The sequence below is a fragment of the Novosphingobium kunmingense genome, from assembly GCF_002813245.1.
Taxonomy (GTDB): domain Bacteria; phylum Pseudomonadota; class Alphaproteobacteria; order Sphingomonadales; family Sphingomonadaceae; genus Novosphingobium; species Novosphingobium kunmingense.
The window spans coordinates 998,933-1,018,775 of sequence record NZ_PHUF01000002.1 but is presented as its reverse complement, the minus strand read 5'-3'; the positions used below and the strand labels follow the sequence as shown (position 1 = coordinate 1,018,775).

General features: G+C 64.3%; 14 protein-coding genes. 8 read left to right on the top strand and 6 right to left on the bottom strand.

The genetic code is table 11. The features are described from left to right. Nucleotides 1–10: 10 nt before the first annotated feature. On the bottom strand, nucleotides 11–1,720 hold the full coding sequence (locus tag B0I00_RS04895; RefSeq protein WP_232730114.1) for a PHA/PHB synthase family protein: 1,710 nt from the start codon (nucleotides 1,718–1,720) through the stop codon (nucleotides 11–13). Nucleotides 1,721–1,864: 144 nt separating this feature from the next. Between B0I00_RS04895 and B0I00_RS04890 the strand changes: the two genes are divergently transcribed. The 3 genes from B0I00_RS04890 (at nucleotide 1,865) to lepA (ending at nucleotide 8,771) form a co-directional block, all read left to right on the top strand. After that, complete coding sequence (locus B0I00_RS04890) at nucleotides 1,865–4,579, top strand: EAL domain-containing protein (RefSeq protein ID WP_232730113.1); 2,715 nt, start codon at nucleotides 1,865–1,867, stop codon at nucleotides 4,577–4,579. Nucleotides 4,580–4,667: 88 nt separating this feature from the next. After that, nucleotides 4,668–6,908 (top strand): putative bifunctional diguanylate cyclase/phosphodiesterase, encoded by a 2,241-nt coding sequence (locus B0I00_RS04885; RefSeq protein WP_100866171.1) that lies wholly within the window; start codon nucleotides 4,668–4,670, stop codon nucleotides 6,906–6,908. A 45-nt stretch (nucleotides 6,909–6,953) separates the two neighbouring features. Beyond that, a complete protein-coding gene (gene lepA, locus B0I00_RS04880) occupies nucleotides 6,954–8,771 on the top strand; it encodes a translation elongation factor 4 (protein ID WP_100866170.1) in 1,818 nt (605 codons plus the stop codon). Nucleotides 8,772–8,854: 83 nt separating this feature from the next. On the opposite strand, the gene B0I00_RS04875 is transcribed toward lepA, so the two are convergent. Then, a complete protein-coding gene (locus B0I00_RS04875; protein ID WP_157812469.1) occupies nucleotides 8,855–10,399 on the bottom strand; it encodes an ArnT family glycosyltransferase in 1,545 nt (514 codons plus the stop codon). 79 nt (nucleotides 10,400–10,478) lie between these two features. Beyond that, nucleotides 10,479–11,273 (bottom strand): hypothetical protein, encoded by a 795-nt coding sequence (locus B0I00_RS04870; RefSeq protein ID WP_100866168.1) that lies wholly within the window; start codon nucleotides 11,271–11,273, stop codon nucleotides 10,479–10,481. A 171-nt stretch (nucleotides 11,274–11,444) separates the two neighbouring features. Between B0I00_RS04870 and B0I00_RS04865 the strand changes: the two genes are divergently transcribed. Further along, nucleotides 11,445–12,254, top strand: coding sequence for an outer membrane protein assembly factor BamD (locus tag B0I00_RS04865; protein ID WP_100866167.1), 810 nt, complete (start codon nucleotides 11,445–11,447; stop codon nucleotides 12,252–12,254). Between the two features lie 10 nt (nucleotides 12,255–12,264). On the opposite strand, the gene B0I00_RS04860 is transcribed toward B0I00_RS04865, so the two are convergent. After that, on the bottom strand, nucleotides 12,265–13,362 hold the full coding sequence (locus B0I00_RS04860; protein WP_100866166.1) for a helix-turn-helix transcriptional regulator: 1,098 nt from the start codon (nucleotides 13,360–13,362) through the stop codon (nucleotides 12,265–12,267). A gap of 167 nt (nucleotides 13,363–13,529) precedes the next feature. On the opposite strand from B0I00_RS04860, the gene B0I00_RS04855 reads away from it, so the two are divergent. Both B0I00_RS04855 and B0I00_RS04850 read left to right on the top strand, forming a co-directional pair. Further along, nucleotides 13,530–14,270 carry an outer membrane protein gene (locus B0I00_RS04855; RefSeq protein ID WP_100866165.1) on the top strand — a complete coding sequence of 247 codons (741 nt, stop codon included), beginning with the start codon at nucleotides 13,530–13,532 and terminating at the stop codon, nucleotides 14,268–14,270. A 171-nt stretch (nucleotides 14,271–14,441) separates the two neighbouring features. Continuing rightward, entirely contained in the window at nucleotides 14,442–14,882 is a 441-nt protein-coding gene (locus tag B0I00_RS04850) for an RrF2 family transcriptional regulator (RefSeq protein ID WP_100866507.1), read from the top strand. Here B0I00_RS04850 and B0I00_RS04845 read toward each other — a convergent pair. Together B0I00_RS04845 and B0I00_RS04840 are read right to left on the bottom strand one after the other, a co-directional pair. Next, nucleotides 14,845–15,927: a glycosyltransferase family 4 protein gene (locus B0I00_RS04845; protein WP_100866164.1), complete on the bottom strand. Its 1,083-nt coding sequence runs from the start codon at nucleotides 15,925–15,927 to the stop codon at nucleotides 14,845–14,847. The genes B0I00_RS04850 and B0I00_RS04845 overlap by 38 nt on opposite strands. Next, a complete protein-coding gene (locus B0I00_RS04840) occupies nucleotides 15,924–16,817 on the bottom strand; it encodes a UDP-2,3-diacylglucosamine diphosphatase (RefSeq protein WP_100866163.1) in 894 nt (297 codons plus the stop codon). Before B0I00_RS04840 ends, B0I00_RS04845 begins: the two co-directional genes overlap by 4 nt. 213 nt (nucleotides 16,818–17,030) lie before the next feature. Here B0I00_RS04840 and B0I00_RS04835 point away from each other — a divergent pair, with 213 nt between their 5' ends. After that, nucleotides 17,031–17,210, top strand: a complete 180-nt coding sequence (locus B0I00_RS04835; protein ID WP_100866162.1) for a YezD family protein — start codon at nucleotides 17,031–17,033, stop codon at nucleotides 17,208–17,210. Between the two features lie 115 nt (nucleotides 17,211–17,325). Continuing rightward, complete coding sequence (locus B0I00_RS04830; RefSeq protein WP_198519137.1) at nucleotides 17,326–19,833, top strand: TonB-dependent receptor; 2,508 nt, start codon at nucleotides 17,326–17,328, stop codon at nucleotides 19,831–19,833. Nucleotides 19,834–19,843 lie beyond the last annotated feature (10 nt).

The window sequence follows — 19,843 nt, the reverse complement described above, 5'->3', positions numbered from 1 at the left end:
GTGCGGCCTTTCAGCACGGCTCGAGGACGTAGAGCCCAGGCGCCGCATCCATCGGAGGGTGCTTTTTGCTGCCAAGGGATTTCGGTGCCGGCACCTTGTTCCCCGCTCGCTTCTGCACCCAGTCCATCCAGAACGGCCACCAGCTCCCGGCGACTTCCTCCGCTCCTTTGAGCCAGTCGTCAACATCGGCCGGCGGCTTGCCCGCTCTTTTCGACACGTAGTACTTCGCCTTGGGATTGCCGGGCGGGTTAAGGATCGCCTGCATATGTCCCGACTGGCTGAGCACGAAGGTCACGTCCTTCGATCCGAACAACTGGGTCGAGCGATAGCAGGCCTTCCACGGGGTGATGTGGTCGGTGGTGCCGCCAAGGATGAACAGGTCGCTCTGAACTTTCGATAGGTCTATCGGGTGGCCGGCCATGGTGACTTCGCCGCGCTTGGTGAAGGCCAGCGTTTCGAACAGGTGCAGGAAATCGCCCATCAGCGTTGCCGACAGATTGGTGGCATCGGCATTCCAGAACAGCACGTCGAATGCCGGGGGATCGTCGCCCATCAGGTAGTTGTTGATTACGTAGTTCCAGATCAGGTCGTTCGGGCGTAGCCACGCGAAGCCGCGCGCCAGATCGTTGCCTTTGATCACCCCGGCCTTGGCCGCGCGCTTCTTTGCCAGTTCAAGCCCGTTCTCGGTCATCAGCGACCCGGCTTCGATATCGTTCTGCTTGGGGTGCAGCACCGTCACCATGTAGGTGAGGGCGCCCAGCCTCTTGTCGTCCGCCGCCGCCATCTTGCTGGCCAGGATCGCGCCCGTCTGACCGCCCGAACAGGCCGACGAGATGTTGACCTTTGGCGCGCCGGTAATTTCGCAGACTATGTCGACCGCCTTGAGGCACGAGGCGATGTAATCGTCCATGCCCCAGATGCCCTCATCCTTGGTGGGGTTCTTCCACGAAATGACGAAGCACTGGATGCCGTTATCGACCTGCCATTTCACCACCGACTTTTCGGGGCTGAGGTCGTTGATGTACATCTTGTTGATCTGCGGCGGAATGGTCAGCTGCGGTATCTCGTAAACCTCGTCCGTGGTCGGCGCGTAGTGGATCAGTTCGAACATTGCGTCGCGGTAAACAACGCTCCCCTTCGATGTGGCCACGTTCTCGCCCAGCCGGAACGGCGACTTGTCCACCTGGCTGACCATGCCCTGGTTGTGGACGATATCATTGTAGGCATTTTTCAGCCCCTTGATCAGCGACAGCCCGCCGCTGTCGATCACGCGCTTCTGCGCCGTGGGATTACCGGCCAGCGTGTTGGTCGGCGACAGGCTGTCAATGATGATGGTCGAGATGAAATTGGCGCGGTCGCGCTCCAGTTCGTCGAGTTCCAGGTCTTCGAGCCAGCCTTTCATCCCTTTCTGGATCGCAAGGTAATACTGTGCGCCTGCCCGGAAGAACGGGTTGTAACGCCAGGCCGGGTCCATGAAGCGCTTGTCCTTGGGATCGGGCGCGAGGTCCGACTTGCCCGAGACTATCTTGACCACGTCCTCGTTGAAGCTCTGCATGTGCCGCAACGTGCGTGCCGGATCGGACGCGGTTTCGCGCAGAAGCAGGGCCACCGCGCCGACGAAGTCCTCGCGCGCGAGCCCAACCAGTGGCCCGAGCGCTGTCGTCGATTGCGCGGCGTCGTTGTCCCAGGGGGATCGATCCTTGGCCATCCGTCTGCCCATGTTTTGTTATCGTTGCACATACCATGCACGTGCCCTGGCGCCTTTTCAAGAAGGCCCATGCGCGCGCCCCAAAGCGGACGATTCTGCGCGATGCGATGGTAAATTTAACCTTTTTGCAAGTGCTACCAGGCCATATTCGCAGCCATGTCGGCCATATCCGCCAGACAGGACGGACCTGCCGAACGCGCCCCGGTTGCGCGCGAGAACGACTGCGTGGCAGACGTGTCGTCCGATGCCGCTGCGATCACCGACGCGCTCTCCGCACCTCAGGGTCGGCCTTCGGCGGACGCCACAAGCCAGTGTGCAGCTACCCTTCCGGTCAGCCGCCGGGCCTACATGGATTCGCACTGGCAGCACATGGCGGGCGTCATCCTTTTTTGCGTCGTATGGGACGGGTTGCTGGGGTTTGTGCTACGACCCCCGGCATCCCTCCTGCCGATGCTTCTCGCCGCCACGATCGCTGCGGCAACGCCGCGCGTCATCACCCTGGAGCAGAGGCTGATCGATAGACCCGGCCTGCGTTTCGCGCTTGCCGCAGGGTCGATCGGCTTGCCCATGCTGCTGACGGGAGCGGGCCTCGTCATGACAACGTGGTTTCAGCCGTCGGGGGTCAAGGACGTCACCAGCTTGCTTGCCCTGGTTTCGTTTGTCGTGTGCATCATCTTCAACCGGCGGATGCGTTCGGCAGTGTTGGCCTTGGTCGGCCTGTGGGGTGGAGCGCAGGTTGCCGCGCCATCGGCAGGTGGCGTCGTAGTCCTGCTCATTGGCGGAGCGATTGGCCTGATCGCAGTACGGCGCTCCGAAAGGCAGCAGCGAGAACGCTCACACCTCGCCCGGAAACGCAGGCGCGAGCAGACGCGCGCTGAGGAAATTCTACGCGATTACGAGCAGACCGGGCAGGTCTGGTTTTGGGAAACCGACAGGCGCGGCGCGATCACTTATGTGTCCCACTCGGTGGGCGACGCACTTGGTCGTAGTCCCGAAACTTTGCTCGGCTGTCGCTTCAGCGAGTTGTTCGATGCGGGCGCGCAAGGTCTAGGAAGCGATCGCACGCTCCTCGGCCACCTGACCACCCGGTCTGCATTCGCCGATGAGGCCATGCGCGCTGCGACCCCGGGTGAAGACCGTGTCTGGTCAGTCAATGGGCGGCCAATCTACGATGATTTCGGCAATTTTGCGGGTTTCCGCGGTTCGGGTTTTGAGCTGACGGAACGCAGTGCGGGATCGCATGACGCACGGCTGGCCCGCATCGATACACTGACCGGTCTAGCAAACAGGCTGCAGATGTCGCAGCTTCTCGAAAGGATTCTGAGCGCGCCCCATGTCGACCTTCGTGCCTGCGCAGTATTCCTGATTGATCTCGACCGTTTCAAGCACGTCAACGACACTATTGGGCATCCGTCCGGCGATCTATTGCTGACGCAGGTTGCTGCGCGTCTGATGCGCGCCGTCGGCAGGAATGGCCAAGTCGGGCGTACTGGGGGAGACGAATTCGAAGTCATTCTTGCCGGGCATCACGACAAGGACGATCTGGCTCGCCTTGCACGCGGCATCATTCATTCGTTGTCCGAACCCTATTCGATAGACGGGCACAGGGTGGTTATCGGCGCGTCGCTAGGCATCGCGCTGGCGCCCGCCGACGGCGTAACCACCGAGGCCGTCATCCGCAATGCCGATCTTGCGCTACATGCCGCAAAGGATGGCGGACGCGGCCGCCATCACTTCTACGCCGCCGACCTTCACAGCGACGCCGAGGAACGGCGCCAGCTCGAGCAGGATCTGCGCGATGCCCTGATCCACGGGGGTCTGGAACTGTATTATCAACCGATCGTCCACACATCTACCGAACGGATCACCGGTTTCGAAGCGCTTCTGCGCTGGAACCATCCTGAGCGCGGGCCGCTGTCGCCAGGCAAATTCATCCCGATCGCCGAAGATTCCGGCCTGATCACCCAGATCGGAGAATGGGTGTTGCGGACGGCCTGTCACGATCTTTCGGCCTGGCCCGAAGGCATACGCGTTGCTGTCAATGTGTCGGCCTTGCAGTTTGCCAACCCCAATCTACCCGCGATCATAACCAGTGCGCTGGCGGCTGCGCAAATCGAACCTTCGCGGGTTGAACTCGAAATCACCGAAAGCGTGTTCCTCAACGACGATGCCGGCACCGATGCGATGTTCGCCGCGCTCAAACGGGTGGGTGTCCGTCTCGCTCTGGATGATTTTGGGACCGGCTATTCTTCCCTCGGCTATTTGAAGAAAGCTCCCTTCGACAAGATCAAGATCGACCAGAGTTTCGTGCGCGGCGCAACGATCGCCGGCAGCCGCAATGGCGCGATTATCGCTTCGATCGTCAGTCTGGCCGAGGCGCTAGGCATGGAAACGACCGCGGAAGGTGTCGAAACGCTGGACGAGCTCGACTTTGTCCGGATGCAGGGTTGCAGTCACATCCAAGGGTTCATCTACGAGCAGCCGCTGAGCCTGGCTCAGGCGACCAAGAAGCTCGGTGAAGGAATCACTGCCATAGCGCGCGGTCCGCGGGCGGCGCGGGCAGTGCGCCACGCCATGCTACGCAGGATCATGCTCGAGCATGGCGGTCAGACCTATCACGGCACTATACGCAACCTTTCTGCCACAGGTGCGATGGTGGAGGGCCTATGGAACGTGCCCCCCGGCACCATTTTCAAGATATTCCTCGCCGAAGGAATGGCGGTGACGGCAACGGCCCGCTGGTGCCAGGAAGACCGGATGGGGGTCGAATTTTCGACGCCGCTCGAGGTCGATGCCAGCGGACGAATCGCGGTACTTTCGCGGCCACAACCAGTTGTTGGCGAGAGGATTTTGCGGAAGGCGTCGGGATGACGACGGGCAGAACGCCATTGCGACTACATTAGGCATTTCGAAACCATGTCTGGTTAGCACTTGAACAGTCGCCGACCAGCAGAACCGGATGAACGAAAACAAGCAAATGGGACCTTCGGAAAACACACTCGGTCGCTTCAAGAACCTTTTCGGAGGGAGAGGCGGATCTGCGCGTGGTTCCGAGCAGCTAACCGAGCTTGAGCAGCACCAGGCGATCGTCCTTCTGCGTGACTACGAGGAATCGGGAATCGGGTGGTTCTGGTCAAGCAACGAGCAGGGTCGCATTACGTACGTATCCGACATTGTCGCCCAGAAAATGGGTCGCTCGCGCGCCGAATTGATCGGCCAGCCCGTCCAGTCGCTGTTCGTGCTCGACCGCACCGAAGACAGCGGGTCGGAGCGCACCCTTCCGCTGATCTTCAGCGCGCGAAAGACCTTCAACGACCTTCAGGTACGGGCCGAGAACAGCTCGACCGAAATCTGGTGGTCGATCGCCGGGCGTCCGCAGTTTGACGGCGAAGGCCGCTTCCTGGGCTACAACGGCAACGGCGTCGACGTGACCGCGTCTCGGCAAAGCCAGCGCGACGCATCTCGTCTGGCGCAATACGATTCGCTGACGGGGCTCGCGAACCGGCACCGGATGGGCAAGCGCCTTGAAGCGACGCTCACCGCCTACCGTGCGGCCAAGCGATCCTGCGCGGTAATGATGCTCGACCTCGACCGGTTCAAGCAGGTCAACGATACGCTCGGCCACCCTGCGGGTGACGAATTGCTGAAGCAGGTGGCGCAGCGGCTGCAGCGCTCGGTCCAGGAAAAAGGCTGCGAGATCGGTCGGCTGGGCGGGGACGAGTTCCAGATTATTCTGCCGGACATCGACGACCGGGGCCGCCTGGGCGAGATCGCCAAGACCGTGATCAACATGCTGTCGCAGCCCTATTCGATCGATGGCAGCCGCTGCGTGATCGGCGCTTCGGTGGGCATTGCCATTGCCCCCTATGACGGGGTTGGCAGCGACGAACTGATCCGATCGGCAGACCTTGCGCTCTATGCCTCCAAGGGCGGCGGGCGCGGCCAGTTCCGGTTCTATTCGAGCGATCTCCACAATGAGGCCGAACGGCGCCGGCAGATCGAGGAAGACCTCCGGGACGCCTTGGCCAACGACCAGATGCGCGTGGCCTATCAGCCGATCGTAGACACCAAGACTAACAAGGTCGTCACGCTCGAGGCGTTCAGCCGCTGGGAACACCCGGAACTGGGCGACGTGCCGCCAGGTGTGTTCATCCCGATCGCGGAAGAAGCCAACCTGATCGGTGCCTTGGGAGACTGGGTGCTCAAGCAATCCTGCATTGACGCGGCCCTACTGCCGGGCAATGTCAGGGTTGCAGTCAACGTTTCCGCGGCACAGTTCGCCAACCCGGGCTTTGCAAGCCTTGTTGCACAGGCTTTGGCGCATTCCGAACTGCCGCCAGAGCGACTAGAGCTCGAGCTCACCGAGTCGATCTTTCTCGGCGATCAGGCCTCGACCGAAGAGATGTTCTCCCAGCTCAAGATGCTAGGGGTGCGTCTGGCCCTGGACGACTTCGGTACTGGCTATTCTTCGCTTTCCTATCTGCAGCATGCGCCCTTCGACAAGATCAAGATCGACAAGGCTTTCATCCGCGGCGTGACCGAAGAGGGAAATCGCAACGGAGCGATCATCGCCTCGATCGTCAGCCTCGCCGAAGCCCTCGGCATGGACACCACCGCCGAAGGCATCGAGGCCCACGACGAGCTTGAGGAAATGCGCCGTTTGCGGGTCAAGCAGATCCAGGGCTTCATCTACGCAACGGCCGTCTCGCTCGAAGATGTCTGCGAAGCTATGATCAGCGGCGAATGGGTGATCGAGCCCGATGGCCCGAGCAAATACCGCCCCGAACGGCGCACCGTGCTGCGCAAGGTCGGCCTGATCCACGAGGATCATCGCTACGAGGTGACCATGCGCAACCTGTCGCGCAGTGGCTGCATGGTCGAAGGACTGGTCGACGTTCCCGCCGGGACCCAGTTCGTGGTCGATTTCGGGGAAGGGCAGCTGGCAGTTGCCGTCGTGCGCCGCAGCGCCGGCGTGATGCAGGGCCTCGAGTTCGAGCAGCAGATGGTCGACGACGGAGCTGGAGGGCTTTGCACCCGCCACCGCGTGTCGCCCTATGTGCTGGCTCAGGCGGGGATGCCCCTCGCTGCCCTGCCGCCGGGACAATATCCGATGCAGCTGATGCAGCAGCCGGGGATGGGCATTACCATTCCCAAGTTCGGGCAGATCGACCCCAAAAGCAAACCTTCCAAGCTGGCCTGATCCGTCAGGGCTGACAGAGCGCGGGACTGCGGCTAGGGGGGCGGGATGACCGATCTGTCCCGAATCCGCAACTTCAGCATCATCGCGCACATCGACCACGGCAAGTCGACCCTGGCCGACCGCCTGATCCAGTACACCGGCGGCCTGACCGAGCGCGAGATGAGCGCGCAAGTCCTTGATAACATGGACATCGAGAAGGAGCGCGGGATCACCATCAAGGCGCAGACCGTGCGCCTCAAGTACACCGCGAAGGACGGGCTCGACTACGAGCTCAACCTGATGGACACCCCCGGCCACGTCGACTTCGCCTACGAGGTCTCGCGCAGCCTCGCCGCCTGCGAAGGCGCGCTGCTCGTCGTCGACGCCGCGCAGGGGGTCGAGGCGCAGACCCTTGCCAACGTCTACCAGTCGATCGAGCACGACCACGAGATCGTCCCCGTCATCAACAAGATCGACCTCCCCGCCGCCGAACCCGACAAGGTCAAGGCCGAGATCGAGGAGATCATCGGCCTCGACGCGAGCGAAGCCGTCCTCACCAGCGCCAAGTCCGGCATCGGCATCGCCGAAGTGCTCGAGGCCGTGGTCACGAAAATCCCGCCGCCGAAGGGCGACCGCGATGCGCCGCTCAAAGCCATGCTGGTCGACAGCTGGTACGATCCTTACCTCGGCGTCGTCATCCTCGTGCGCGTGATCGACGGGGTCATCAGGAAGGGCCTCCAGGTCAAGTTCATGGCCGGCGGCACCGAACACCTGATCGACCGCGTCGGCTGCATGACGCCCAAGATCGAACACCTGCCCGAACTCGGCCCGGGCGAGATCGGCTTCATCACCGCCCAGATCAAGGAAGTCGCCCAGGCCAAGGTCGGCGACACCATCACCACGGTCAAGGCCGGCGCCACCCAAGCGCTCCCCGGCTTCAAGGAAGTCCAGCCGGTGGTGTTCTGCGGGCTGTTCCCGGTCGACGCCGCCGATTTCGAGAAGCTGCGCGAGTCCATCGCCAAGCTGCGCCTCAACGACGCCTCGTTCAGTTTCGAAATGGAATCGAGCGCGGCGCTGGGCTTCGGCTTCCGCTGCGGCTTCCTCGGACTGCTCCACCTGGAAATCATCCAGGAACGCCTGACCCGCGAATACGATCTCGATCTCATCACCACGGCGCCATCGGTCGTCTACCGCATCGAACTCAGGAAATCGAAGACCGACGACGCGCGCGAGATCCTGCTCCACAACCCGGCCGACTACCCTGATCCCAGCCGGATCGAACAGATCGACGAACCGTGGATCAAGGCGGTGATCTACACGCCGGACGAATACCTCGGCTCGATCCTCAAGCTCTGCCAGGACCGCCGCGGCATCCAGACCAACCTCACCTACGTCGGCGGCCGCGCCCAGGTGACCTACGAACTGCCGCTCAACGAAGTGGTGTTCGATTTCTACGACCGCCTGAAAAGCATCAGCCGCGGCTATGCCAGCTTCGATTACGAACAGATCGGCCTGCGCGAAGGCGACCTGGTCAAGATGTCGATCCTGGTCAACAACGAGCCGGTCGACGCGCTGTCGATGATCGTCCACCGCTCGGCCGCCGAGGAACGCGGCCGCCACATGTGCGAACGGCTGAAGGACCTGATCCCCCGCCACCTGTTCAAGATCCCGATCCAGGCCGCGATCGGCGGCAAGGTCGTGGCACGCGAAACCATCAGCGCCATGCGCAAGGACGTCACCGCCAAGTGTTATGGCGGCGACATCACCCGCAAGAAAAAGCTGCTGGAAAAGCAGAAGAAGGGCAAGGCGCGGATGCGCGAGTATGGCAACGTCCAGATCCCGCAGGAGGCGTTTATTGCTGCGCTCAGGATGGGCGAGGAGTAACGGCGTCTTTAATCGAGCGGTCATCGATGCCGAAGACAAGAGTCCGATTCAATAAGTAAAAGGCCATTACTTGAGGAAAATAGTCAATAGTCGATGTAACCTGGACCGTCTTTGCATTTTCCCCATAAACCTATGAGCGTCGTTTCGTAGATATCGTACATCAATTGAGTATCTAGAAGCGTGCACCTGCTGAAAACATAAGTCTCGACCATTTGCCGCGTTTCCACGTTGGACGGGTATGTGATGTCGAATGGCGCCAGCATGACAAATTCTGGTTTGTTTCTCAGAATCCTTCTTGTTTCGGCCGCCGTGTCGATGTGACTGACATTCCGTTCATCCCCCTGGCTGAAATGATACGGGAAGACGAGACGCCCTGGTGGTCGTTCTTCGGCGATGGCGTAGACGTAACTTGGGCCGTCAAAGACGAAGAGTCCGCCTCTTGTCCGATTTGCGGCGATATCGCGAACCATGGCATGGGTCGATTCAATCGACGATTTCCTGTCCAGCCGATTGGCCGGATTGAATAGGACCATCGTAAACAATAAAACAAATGTGAAGCAAAAAAATCCAATATCCCTGCGGTCAAAAATAAGCGATATGTATAATAGGAATGGAGAAACGATAGGAATTGCGTAGTGAACGTAAAAATTCGGAATAATCGCAATTCCGCACATGCTCGACGCTATCCAAAGTGTGCAGAAGCGCGTGGCGATGGTCTTCTTGTTTTTCTCTTCGGAAGCCAACAGGCTCAATAAATAAAGCCCCCAGAGCGGATATGTGGCGAGGACAAACCTGGAAATGTTTAGTACCAACTCAAGCGGTTGCGTGCTCGATTTTCGCACATTGGAATAGTACATCGCCTGCCAGTACTCGGACCAGTAACCGGCACCGGAATACCAGGCGGCGCACGCCAGGGTCGGCGCAGCGCCGACCGCAATCCAGAGCGCAACCCAAAGACAGGTCAATCGGCGCGGTGCGGGGCTGCGCCACAGCCGCCAGGCGGCGAACAGGCCGAGGAACGCGGCCTCGAACATCGTCGTCTGTTTGAAGGTCAGCGCCGTGCCGGCCAGCGCCATGGCCGCGACCATGCGCCAGCCCGGGCGGCCCGCATCCAGCGCGTCCAGCGATTGCAGCACCAGCCAGGCGGCCCCGGCGATCAGCAGGTTGTAGAACACCGGGGTCTGCCCGCCGAACCCTTCGAGCGGGCCAAGCATCAGCAGATAGCTCGCCCCGGCCAGCACCGCCCCCTGCGCCCCGGTCAAGCGCGCGGCGATGCGGGCGATGACCCAGGCCGTGGCGCTGGCGAACAGCAAGGCCGGGATCTGATAGGCCAGCACGCTGGTCGAAATACCGGCAAACAGATAGTAGAGCAGGAATAGCCCGACTGGCTTGCGATCCCATATCGTTACATAAGGGATGGCGCCATGGTGCATCTCGTGGCCGACGAGAAAATACCACGCTTCGTCTACGTGCAGGTTGGGATCGCCGAAGGTCGCTATACGCAGGGCGAGACCGACGAGGAGCAGCACGAGCGCCTGTCGCACCGGTGAGCCGAGATGCCGTTCGAACCAGGCCGGGCTATCGGGAAACTGTTCGAGCCGCCGCGCGGCACGCGATAGTAACTGCACGAACGGACGGCCCCCCGGTTGGATCCTTCAGCTGGCGACCGTGTTTTGCGGCCACATAAGCTGAGCCGGGACGGTCAAGTCAATCCGCGCCGGATTTATGCTTCTCTATCAGAGCGATGAAGCCAGCTCCGCTTTCATCATCGCCAGCGACTTCGCCCGCTACTTCGCGATCGCCCGCCGCGCCGTTCCGGCCGATCCTGGCGCCGCACTCGTCCTCGGCGGCGGCCTCTTGCCAGGCGCGGTAGAGTGCGCGGGTGCGCTCGCTCATCGCGGCGGCGTGGTTGTCGGCCATACGCTGCAGCTTGGCGTGGAGGCCGGCGAGCACCGCTTCGCTGGCGCGGCGGGCCTTGGCGGCGCGTTCTTCCTCCCATTCCTTGCGCCACTGCTTCTTGAGGCGGGAAAGGCGGTTGGCCTCGGCCGGATCGAACAGGGTGCCGCGCCGCGCCGTCACGCGGCCGTCGGCGGCGAAGCGGGCGGGCGCGCGGTTCCTCAGCAGGAACATGACCAGGCGGTCGTTGTGGACCACGCGGCTGCCGATCAGCTTGCCATAGGAATAGACCGGCACTTCGGTGCCATGAAGGGCGCGCTCCATGGCGATATCCTCCAATTGCTGGACCCCGAGGGCGAGGGCGGCCTCCCACGCCTTGCGAAAGCTGGCGCCCTCGGGATGGCGGCGCAGCATGTAGGCGCCTTCGGGGGTCATGTTGACGCGGTGGGCGGCGGCCTTGACGCTGCCGGTGTCGGCCAGCGCCTCGATGAAGCGGCGCTGCCGCTCCTCGGTCCAGCCGTCGTGGCGCTGGCACTGGCGGGGGACGGGGGCAAAGGCGGGAAGCTGGCCGGCGCGGGGGACTGCGCGGCGTTTGTCGATGGTCATGGGGGCGGTCCTTGGGAGAGGGGGATCGGCGATCATGCCACGCTGGCAGGGGTGTAGGACAGCGCCGCGATCGGGTCCGTGGCGGCGGCGGCGGGCCGGCGCGCGCGGAGGCGCTTTTGCCCACAGTCTTTCACTTGGCGTTCAGCCAGGGTCTGGCTATAGGCTTGCCCCATGATCGCCCGTGACGCTGCCCGTTCGCCTGTAAAGCTTGCCATTCTTGCCGCTGCGGGCGGGGCCATGCTGCTCACAGCGGGATGCGGCGGACGCGGCGGCGGGCCGAAGGATACGGCTTTCGTCGCGCGCGACGTCGACACGCTCTACACCGCGGCCAAGGACAAGCTCGACGCCGGCGACACCAAGGTCGCCGCCGCGCTGTTCGACGAGGTCGAGCGCCAGCATCCCTATTCGCCCTGGGCCCGCCGCGCCCAGCTGATGAGCGCGTTTTCCTATTACGCGGCGCGCGATTACACCAAGGCGATCCAGTCGTCGCAGCGCTTCCTGTCGATCCACCCCGGCAACCGCGACGCGCCCTACGCCTACTACCTGATCGCGCTCAGCTATTACGAGCAGATCAGCGACGTGGCGCGCGACCAGAAGAACACCCTGCTGGCCAAGGACGCGCTGACCGAAGTGGTGCGGCGCTATCCCAACACCCGCTATGCCGACGATGCGCGGCTGAAGCTGGACCTGGTCAACGATCACCTCGCCGGCAAGGAAATGGACATCGGCCGGTTCTACGAACGGTCGGGGCGCTGGCTGGCCGCGGCGCTGCGCTTCCGCAACGTGGTCGACAACTACCAGACCACCAGCCACACGCCCGAGGCGCTGTTCCGCCTGGTCGAATCGAACCTGGCCCTCGGCATCCCGGAAGAGGCGCAGAAGTCGGCCGCGGTGCTTGGCTCGAACTATCCCGGCAGCGAATGGTACCAGAAGGCCTATGCGCTGATGCAGAAGCACGCGCCGGGCACCAGGGCGATCTGATCCGCCGACGTCAGTTGAGGGCGAGGCGCAGCACCAGCGCGACCACTTCGCCCTGGCGGTGGGTGCCGGTCTTGGCCATCACCTGCTTGACCTGACTGCGCACCGTTTGGACCGCGCTGCCGCGCGCGGCGGCGATCTGCTCGATCGCAAGGCCATCGGCCAGGGCGCCCGCCACCTCGGCCTCGGCGCGGGTCAGGCCGTGGACCCCCTGCAGCAGCGCGTGCAGGTTGCCGCGCCCGCTGCCCACCCCGCGGTCGATGATCGTGACCATCGCGCAACCGGCGAGGTGGCCGCTGACCAGCGGCAGGAACTCGGCGATCCACAGCGCGTGCGGCGCCGTCCCGAAGGTGCCTTGGCAGGCCTGGGGCAGGGCCGGATCGGTCGCGCGGGCGAGGAGCTGGGCAAAGGTGTCCGCCTGCCGGCTGCCCTTCGGCGCGATCCGCCCGCCGCGGCTTGACAGGCGCGCGCCCGACGACAGCACCAGCCCGGCGGCATCGTTGGCCAGGCGCAGCCGTCCGCTGCGGTCGACGATCAGCGCCGGCGCGGCGCTGCGCGCGAAGATCTGCTGCCAGCTGTCGACCTCGCGCTGGCGTCCGATCAGGGCCGAGCGGATGGTGATGGCGCGGCGCAGGTGGTTGAGCGTCCGGTCGAGCCGCTTGACATTGGCGGCCTCGAAATCGCCCTGGCCAAGGCCGCGGTGCATGCCGATGATCCCGAAGCCGTGCTCGGTCTCCATCACCGCGCCGATGCAGTGATAGGTGTCGTCGCCCATGCCCAGGATCCATTCGTTGTAGAACAGGCTGGCTTCGAGATCCTTCGAGCTGACGAGGTCGGAGGTGTTCCAGGCGCGGTTGCGGTGGGCCGGCCCCAGCGCCGCCTGAGTCCAGACGTCGTGCTGGGCATAGGATCGGGCATAGAGCTGGAAATGCTCGGCCGTGAAGTACGAGGAGTGCGCATCCACCATGGACCGGGCATTCCCGTCGAGCCAGTGGATGACGGCGGAGCGGGCGCCGAAATGCTGCGCCAGGCGGTTGGGCAGATCGGCGAACTGTTCGTCGTCGACGACCGCGTCGTAGAGTTCGGCAAGATGGAAGCGTCCGGCCTGCATCCGCGCGTGGCTAAGCTATCCATCTTGATTCCGTAAGAGATTTTTTCGGTTCGCGGCATTTCGTCCCCCATCTGGGTGATGCGCGCCGCGGGTCGTTGCGGCTAGGCGCGCCTCACGTGCTGCCAACCACCGAGTTCCAAGCGGCAGCGCGACAAGGGGAGTTTTCTATGCGTATTGTTGCATCCGCGCTCGTCGCGTTCACCAGCCTTGCCGCTGCCACCGCAGCCCAGGCCCAGAACGCCGACGATGGCGGCTTCTATGTAGCTGCCCGCGTCGGCAGCGCCACCCTGTCCGATCCCGTCGTGACCTATTACGATGCGGGCGGCACCTTCGGCGGTACCGGCACCCGCGATACCGCCACGGCCAGCATCGATGCCAAGAGCGCGGTCACCTTCGGCGGCACGATCGGCTACGATTTCGGCATGGTCCGCGCCGACGTCGAGGTGGACTATGCGCGCCACAAGATCCAGAGCCTGACCTTCAACCAGCTCAACGGCACCAACGTCACGCTGACCGCCGCCGACCGCGTCGACGTGTGCGACTACCTCGAAGCCGACACCTGCGGCGGCAGTGGCAACACCTTCATCTTCGACGGCTCGCGCATCCGCCAGCTCTCGGCCATGGGCAACCTGTGGCTCGACCTGCCGATCGGCGACACCATCGTCCCCTACGCCGGCGGCGGTGTCGGCATCGCCGGCTTCGAGGTCGACGGCGAAGGCAAGGGCAAGTTCGCCTGGCAGCTTGGCGCCGGCGTGGCGCTGAACGTCAGCGATGCCGTCGCCGTCACTGTCGACTACCGCCACCGCCAGATCGGCCGCACCGTGGTCGAATACGATGCGGCTTCGGGCTTCGAGATCGACAAGCTCAAGACCGATGCGATTACCGCCGGGCTGCGCTTCACGTTCTGAAGCACGCCGGGCAGCAAGCCGCGTGATGATACGCGACCCGTAACGCGACTTGCAGACTGAACGGGGGAAGGGCGCCGCTGCGGCGGACCCTTCCCCTCTTTTTTTCGTATCGGGTCATTCAAGCGGCCCGGTTGACATTGCGTTCAGCCGCGCGCTGTTATGACCGCGCCCATGCTGTCGCAGAAAACCCGCTACACGATCCGCGCCCTGCAGCACCTGGCCGATACATTTCGGCAAGGGCCGGTGCGGCTCGACGCGATTGCCGAAGCGCAGAACATCCCGCGCAAGTTCCTGACGGTGATCCTGTCCGAAATGGTCCGCGAAGGCATCGTCATATCGCACCGCGGGCGCGACGGCGGCTACGAACTGGCGCTGCCGCCGGTCGACATCCGCTATGGCGACATCATCCGCCTGACGCGCGGCAGCCTGGCCTTGGTGCCCTGCGCCGCACGCAACGCCCACGAAAAATGCGCCAACTGCCTGCCCGAGGCGGAGTGCCGGCTGCGCGGGCTGATGCTTACCCTGCGCGACGAGATGGCGGCCATGCTCGACCGCCTGACTCTCGCCGATCCGATCAGGCTGGAACCGCCGTTCGAGGACGCGGCCGAATAGCCACCGGTTCGTGCGCCGCCGCGATCGCGGCGAGGAACTGATCCGTCGCCCGGTCCCAGGTGTAGCTTGCGCCCAGGATCGCCGCGCCCAGCGGATCGCAGCGCAGCGCCTTGCGGATCGCCAGGCCCAGGTCTTCGTCGAGCGCGCCGACCGTGGCGGGATGCTGGCCGTCGGCGCCGCGCGCTTCGGGTCCGACGATGTCGAGCGGTCCGGCAACCGGATAGGCGGCCACCGGCAGCCCGCAGGCCATCGCCTCGATCAGCACCAGCCCGAAGGTGTCGGTGCGGCTGGGAAAGACGAAGACGTCGGCGCTGCAATAGGCACGGGCGAGGTCCACGCCCGACAGTGCGCCAAGGAAGCGGACGCCGGGATAACGGGCCTTCAGTCGCGCCAGGTCCGGCCCGTCGCCGACCACCACCTTGTGTCCCGGTACATCGGTGTCGAGGAAGGCGGGGAGGTTCTTTTCCGCCGCGACCCGCCCGACATAGAGCTGGATCGGCCCCTGCAGGGCGGCCAGTTCGGGAAGGGGGGCGTGGCCGGGGTGGAACAGGCTGCGGTCGATACCGCGGCTCCACAGGCGGCCCTGCGGCAGGCCGCGCTGCGCCAGTTCGCGCTTCAGCGCCGGGGTGGAGACCAGCACGGCGCGCGAGGGCGCGTGAAAGCGGCGCATCAGCGGCCAGAAGCGTTCGGCGCTCAGGCCGGTGCGCACGGCGGCGTAGTCGGGAAAGCGGGTGTGGAAGGCAGTGGTGAAGGGCACGCCGCGCGCCAGGCACCAGGCCCGCGCCGACCAGCCGATCGGCCCTTCGGTGGCGATGTGGACCACGTCGGGCTGGAACTCGCTCAGGCTCCGGCGGGTGCCGAAGCGGGGCAGCACGGCAAGGCGGATCTCGCTGTATCCTGGCATGGCGATGGTGCGGAACTGTTCGGGCACGACCAGCTCGACATCGTGGCCGCGCGCGACCAGCGCATTGACGGTGGTGGACAGCGAGCGGACGACGCCGTTGACCTGGGGGTGCCAGGCGTCGGTGCAAAGGGCGATTCTCATGCCGGTTCCTTCGTGGGTTCGGTCGGTTCGGTAAGGGTGGGTTCGAACGGCTTCGCTGCGCGCTGGGCGCGTTGTTCGGCCAGCCAGTCGACGATGGAGATGGTGCCGTCGAAGTCTTCGACCAGGGCCGTGCAGCTTTCGACCCAGTCGCCGTCGTTGTAATAGGTCACGTCGCCGATCTGGCGGATTTCGGCGCAGTGGATGTGGCCGCACACGACCCCGTCCACGCTGCGCTCGCGCGCGGCGTGAGCGACGGCTTCCTCGAACTCGCCGATATAGGCGACGGCGTTCTTGACGCGCTTCTTGAGATAGCTCGACAGCGACCAATAGGGCAGCTTGAACCGCCGCCGCACCGCGTTGAGCACGACGTTGGCGCGCAGCAGTAGTTCGTAGGCCTTGTCGCCCAGGAAGGCGAGCCAGCGGTGGTACAGCACGACCACGTCGAAGGCATCGCCGTGGGTGATCAGCAGGCGCCGCCCGTCGGCTGTGACGTGGACCGCCTCGTTCGCGATCTCCACGCCGCCGAAGGTCATGCCGCAATAGGGGCGCAGCATCTCGTCATGGTTGCCGGCGATCAGCACCACGCGGGTGCCGCGGTGCGCCTGCTTCAGGACGCGGCGGACCACTTCGTTGTGCGCATCGGGCCAGTACCAGCCCTTGCGCAGCCGCCAGCCGTCAACGATGTCGCCGACGAGGTAGAGCGTTTCGCATTCGTGGGCCCGCAGAAAGTCGAGCAGCAGGTCGGCGTTGCAGCCCCGCGTGCCAAGGTGAATGTCCGAAATCCAGATCGTGCGGCACTTGCGCTTGGGCCGGAAGCCGCGCGGTTCGGGCCGGTCTAGCCAGTCGGGCAGGGCGCCCATGATCATCTGCGGGGTCTTGCGATTCGCCATTGCCGTGTCTCCGACCGCGGTCATTGACGCAGCTATTGCGCGCGCGATGTTGCGTTTGTGTGGCGGTATGACAGCCCTGTTACAGCTCTGCGCCAAGGCACCGGTGCCGTATTTCGATCCGGCCCGCAAAAGCCGCGCTTCATCGACGGCAAGCGATTCTGCACTTGTCTATCTATTCAGTAGAGATACCCTCAGTGGCGAAGGAGATCGGTGATGGCCGGTGATTTGAAAACGCTTGCCCAGCAGCCCGCGCGTCCCTCCAGTGCGGCCGGACCCCCCCTTGCGGCGGTTGCGGAAGCGGTTTCGCGGATGCGGTACGGGGTGGTCCAGTTGACCGTACACGACGGCAAGGTGGTCCAGCTCGACGTGACTGAACGCCAGCGCTTCACCTGATTTCCTTTCCGGGGCCGGCCGCGCATGACCGGCCCCGGACCAACCAGTTCTTCGCTCACACAGGGGGCAGACCGGACCGCCGGATGCAACCAATTCCCTACCAAGGATTTGGCACATGCATTTGTTTGTCCGTAGCTCGCTGCTCGCTTCGACCTTCCTGATTGCCGTTCCGGCCCATGCCGCGACCGCCGCACCGGCTGCCACAGCCCAGGACCAGCCCAGCGCCGTCGGCACCGGCGCCGACGAGGAGCCGGAAATCATCGTGACGGCGCGCCGCCGGCAGGAATCGGCGCAGGCGGTTCCGCTGGCGATCTCGGTCGTCGGCGGTGAGCACATCGACAACACCGGGACCTTCAATGTCGGCCGGCTTCAGCAACTCACCCCGGCGGTCCAGTTCAGCTCGTCCAACCCCCGCAACACGACACTTGCAATCCGCGGCATCGGCGCGCCGTTCGGCCTGACCAACGACGGCTTCGAACAGGGCGTCGGGATCTACGTCGACGACGTCTATTACAGCCGCGCCGCCTCCTCGACCTTCGATTTCCTCGATGTCGCCCAGATCGAGGTGCTGCGCGGTCCGCAGGGCACGCTCTATGGCAAGAACACCACCGCGGGCGCGATCAACATCACCAGCCGCCAGCCGACCTTCGACTTCGAGGGCCGGGCCGAGGTGAGCGTCGGCAACCTCCAGTTCAAGCAGGCCAAGGCGGCCGTATCGGGGCCGCTGTCCGACACGCTGGCCGCGCGCATCGCGGTGTCGAGCACCAGCCGCCGGGGCACCGTCTACAACGTCGCCAGCGGCAACTGGATCAACGAGCAGGACAACCTCGGCTTCCGGGCGCAGTTGCTCTACCGCCCGAACGAGGATCTCGACGTCACCCTGTCCGGCGATTATTCGATCCAGGATCCGGAATGCTGCGGGACGGTCTTCGCCCGCGTGACGCCGACCCAGCGCGCCGCCAACCGACAGTACGACGCACTGGCGCAGTCGCTCGGCTACGAGGTGGCAAGCCGCAATCCGTTCGACCGGCTGACCGATGTCGATGCCGATCTCAACGCCGGCAACAAGATCGGCGGCGCGGCGCTGCGGCTGAAGTGGGACCGGGGCGAAGGCACCCTGACTTCGGTCACGGCCTGGCGATTCTGGGACTGGAAGCCGGCCAACGACCGCGATTTCACCGGCCTGCCGATCACCACCAAGTCGCAGAACCCGTCACAGCAGCACCAGTACACGCAGGAACTGCGCTACAACTATTCGGGGCCGCGCTACGATTTCGTGCTCGGCGCCTTCGGGTTCTACCAGACCGTCCGTACCCAGGGCACCGAACAGCTAGGCAGCGCGGCCAGCCGGTGGCTGCTCAACCCCGGTTCGGTCGCCGCCGCGCCTCCGGGCCAGCCGGGCTGCGGGCCCAGCGCCTCCAACCAGCTTGCCTGCGATCCCAGCGTGCTGAACGGGCTGACCGCCTACAACACGATCTACCTCAACAACACCAGCGCGGCGCTGTTCGGCCAGTTCGCCTGGAAGGTCACCGATGCGCTGACGATCCAGCCGGGCGTGCGGGTCAACTATGACAAGAAGAGCGGCGGCTACCAGCGCCTGGTATTCGACGGACAGGGCGGCGCCGTGCTGTTCACCAATCCGGTCACCGGCCTGCCGATCACCGACATCCGAACCGCCGCGCGCCGCGACCAGTTCACGCCGCAGAAGTTCGATGTCGCCGACAGCGACTGGAACTTCTCCTACGATATCAACGTCAGCTACAAGGTCTCGCCGTCGGTGCTGGTCTATGGCACCTATGCCAAGACCTTCAAATCGTTCGGCATCAACCTCAACGGCGTGCCCAACAATACCACCACCGGCGAGCCGATCCTGGCGGTGGCGACGATCCGGCCCGAATCGGTCAACCACTACGAAGTGGGGATCAAGTCGCGCTTCCTGGACGATGTCGTGACCCTCAACCTTGCGGCCTTCCGGACCGAGATCAAGGACTTCCAGGCGCTGGTCAACGCGGGCCAGGTCAGCACGACCCGCGGCTACCTGGCCAACGCCGAAAAGGTCCGCACCCAGGGCTTCGAGGCCGACCTGTCGCTGCGGCCGAGCGAGCGGTTCCAGGCCTATGCCAACGGCGCCTATACCGATGCGACCTATCGCAAGTTTACCGGTGCGCCGTGCCCGCCGGGGCTGTCGGGCGGCGGCGCGGGCATCCCGGCATCGCCTGCCGGAACGCCCGGCGGCAACAGCCCGGCGAGCTGCGACATTTCCGGCGCCCCGCTTCCCGGCGTGTCGAAGTGGAGCGCGTCCTACGGGGCGGAGGTCAACGTGCCGGCCAGGCTGTTCGCCAGGGAGGGCCAGGTCTATTTCGGCTTCGACGGCAACGCGCGCACGCACTTCTCGTCCAACCCGTCGCCTTCGGCAGCGACCGATATCGACGGCTACGTCCTGTCCAACTTCCGCCTGGGCTTCCGCACCAAGGGCGGGATCGACCTCTACGGCTGGGTGCGCAACGCCTTCGACGTCCAGTACTTCGAACTGCTGCAGGTGGCGCCCGGCAGCACTGGCCTGATCGTCGGCACGCCGGGCGATCCGCGGACCTTCGGCGGCACGCTCAAGGTCCAGTTCTGACCGCTCCCCC

Bases quoted from the DNA above. Each gene is read 5' to 3' on its own strand.
- B0I00_RS04855 (WP_100866165.1), top strand. From the start codon at position 13,530: ATGCGTATTGTTGCATCCGCGCTCGTCGCGTTCACCAGCCTTGCCGCT.
- B0I00_RS04885 (WP_100866171.1), top strand. From the start codon at position 4,668: ATGAACGAAAACAAGCAAATGGGACCTTCGGAAAACACACTCGGTCGC.
- B0I00_RS04840 (WP_100866163.1), bottom strand. From the start codon at position 16,817: ATGGCGAATCGCAAGACCCCGCAGATGATCATGGGCGCCCTGCCCGAC.
- lepA (WP_100866170.1), top strand. From the start codon at position 6,954: ATGACCGATCTGTCCCGAATCCGCAACTTCAGCATCATCGCGCACATC.
- B0I00_RS04865 (WP_100866167.1), top strand. From the start codon at position 11,445: ATGATCGCCCGTGACGCTGCCCGTTCGCCTGTAAAGCTTGCCATTCTT.
- B0I00_RS04845 (WP_100866164.1), bottom strand. From the start codon at position 15,927: ATGAGAATCGCCCTTTGCACCGACGCCTGGCACCCCCAGGTCAACGGC.
- B0I00_RS04830 (WP_198519137.1), top strand. From the start codon at position 17,326: ATGCATTTGTTTGTCCGTAGCTCGCTGCTCGCTTCGACCTTCCTGATT.
- B0I00_RS04890 (WP_232730113.1), top strand. From the start codon at position 1,865: ATGTCGGCCATATCCGCCAGACAGGACGGACCTGCCGAACGCGCCCCG.
- B0I00_RS04870 (WP_100866168.1), bottom strand. From the start codon at position 11,273: ATGACCATCGACAAACGCCGCGCAGTCCCCCGCGCCGGCCAGCTTCCC.
- B0I00_RS04850 (WP_100866507.1), top strand. From the start codon at position 14,442: ATGCTGTCGCAGAAAACCCGCTACACGATCCGCGCCCTGCAGCACCTG.
- B0I00_RS04860 (WP_100866166.1), bottom strand. From the start codon at position 13,362: ATGCAGGCCGGACGCTTCCATCTTGCCGAACTCTACGACGCGGTCGTC.
- B0I00_RS04835 (WP_100866162.1), top strand. From the start codon at position 17,031: ATGGCCGGTGATTTGAAAACGCTTGCCCAGCAGCCCGCGCGTCCCTCC.
- B0I00_RS04895 (WP_232730114.1), bottom strand. From the start codon at position 1,720: ATGGGCAGACGGATGGCCAAGGATCGATCCCCCTGGGACAACGACGCC.